Annotated in this window: 1 protein-coding gene; it reads right to left on the bottom strand. The window is 47.1% G+C overall.

Annotated elements, in window-relative coordinates; all coding sequences use genetic code 11:
* The coding region (locus Q0294_RS17405; protein WP_299468001.1) for a prolyl oligopeptidase family serine peptidase at positions 1–1,923 on the bottom strand (1,923 nt) is incomplete at its 3' end.
* Positions 1,924–2,050: the final 127 nt, after the last annotated feature.

Genomic DNA, 2,050 nt, shown 5'->3' with positions numbered 1-2,050 from the left:
TACTTTGAATGTGGCTTTACGCCTGGTGACATCAATTTGTTTTTTTGCAGGCTGGGGAGTGGCTTGCATTGCTCCTTTGTTCTCTGTCGTGGAAGGAGATGCTGCTGCCATTTGCGGATCGGACTGTGACTTGTTCGGTTTCGTAACTTGCTTTTTAAGCCATTCAATTCCCTTGGGAAGTCCTTCGTCGATCATGGTCTGATAGTGATCGCTACCGTTACCGGCGACGTATTCGACTTCAGTTCCTTGTGATTTTAACTGCGATGCAAACCTCTGCGAATTCGCAAAAGAGGTGACTTGATCTCCGCGAGAGTGAAATATAAATACGGGGCAGGTAAGACTTCTGATATGTGTCTGGGGTGAACTGAGCCTGATGAATTCTTCCACATCCGGTATCATGCTTTTGAAGTCTGGCAAATACGGAGCCATGGACTTTTTCAGATCGACAGAGGGGGCATAAGCCAGGCAGCCTTTGATTTGCGGGTAATGTTCGGCGAATAACAGCGAGAGTGTTCCGGCAGAACTGTGACCTGCGATAAACACGTTGTTTTTATCAATACCCGGTATCACGGCCTGGGTTTCCAGAAACGCATGCACGCAGTTGACCAGTCCTGCTTTGCTTTTCCGGAAATCCTCGTGAGCGGAACGGAATTCGAGAATTGTCGACTGTTCTCTATTCGGCATATCCCCGTCCAGTGAAAAGGTGACGACAGCGAAGCCTGCTTTGACATAGGGTTCATGTTCCGGATTTGGTATTAAATCGGGAGGATCGATGGCCATACCGGTCAGCAGATTTGAACCGGCCGGAGGCACCAGCACACAGGGAACTGGTGAAGCGGGATCAATATCAGGCGGAAGATAAACCCTGAATTTCATGTTGACTCCAGCCGGCGTTTCCCCAGCGAAACTTCGGGAATTCTGGGCATCATACACTTTAGCAATAGAATCAGTCTTTTCTTGACGATATACGTTATCACCAGTTGCGCCCTCTGCAGGCCAGGTCATTAACATGGGCTTTATCTCAGATAAATCAAATTTTGCGATTCGTGCGAGACCCGTTACAAAAGACGACTCGGGGACTGTTTCGGTTGTGTTCTCAGGGGCACGTTGAGGGTTACTGCCTGACGGACGACTTTGATTGATAGATGGTGTTGAATTCGTATGCGGGGGCTGATTGAAGTCAGGAGCTGTGTGAACCGGAGGTGGATTATGCGCCAAATTGCGGTGTCGGTTAGATAAAAATCCAATCGCACTTCCAAATGTCAGTGTGAAGGAAATCAGTATGAGGAATACGCCAGTCGCAAAAGTGGCCAGTGAATGTTTTGTTTGCTCAAAGCGAGAGATTGCAAAATAGACATTATAGAGCGGGACAATCAGGCACAGAATCAGTTCCGTACCATTTTCCTTAGCCGCTTCGATCAATAATCCCAAACCTCCAGCGAAGAGACAGCCGACTCCCACAATACAAGTCAGGAAAAAAGCCAGCGTTAAAAAATGGCTTTGCATCAAAAACAGAATCAGATTCAGCAGGACCAAACAGACAAAGGTCCCTGTGATAAACGGGGACAATCCATATTGCTTCAGTGAAAAACTAGAGCTGGTCTTCTTTATGTTCGGCGGAGCTTTCGTTTTCTTGGCAGCGGGTTTGGCTGCAGGACCGCCGCTCAGGTCGTCGTCCCAGCTATCAAAATCATCTTCGAACAGGTCTGTTGGAGAATCAGAATCGTCAGCAAAGAAGTCTGCTTCCGGTTTTACTGGTGGGCGTTTTTTCTTTGGTTGCGCTGGTTTCTCTGTAGACGGCCTGGCAATCACAAAAGGCTCCGCACATTTCGGACACTTCACCTTTTTCCCAATGGCAGTCGTACTTTTGACTTTAAAAGAAGACGTACAGTGAGGGCAGGTAATTGAGAGTGGTTCGACCATGAGAATGAGTTTTCGGATTTACGGGCTTTAAGATCAATCAGCTTAGCAGGAGAGCGCAACACAGCAAAAATTTATTTTACTGTGTAAATCTATACGTTGCAAACGGTGGTCTTTGTTCAATTTAATT

The sequence above is a fragment of the uncultured Gimesia sp. genome (genome assembly GCF_937919775.1).
Taxonomy (GTDB): domain Bacteria; phylum Planctomycetota; class Planctomycetia; order Planctomycetales; family Planctomycetaceae; genus Gimesia.
This window is presented reverse-complemented; position numbering and strand designations above follow the sequence as displayed.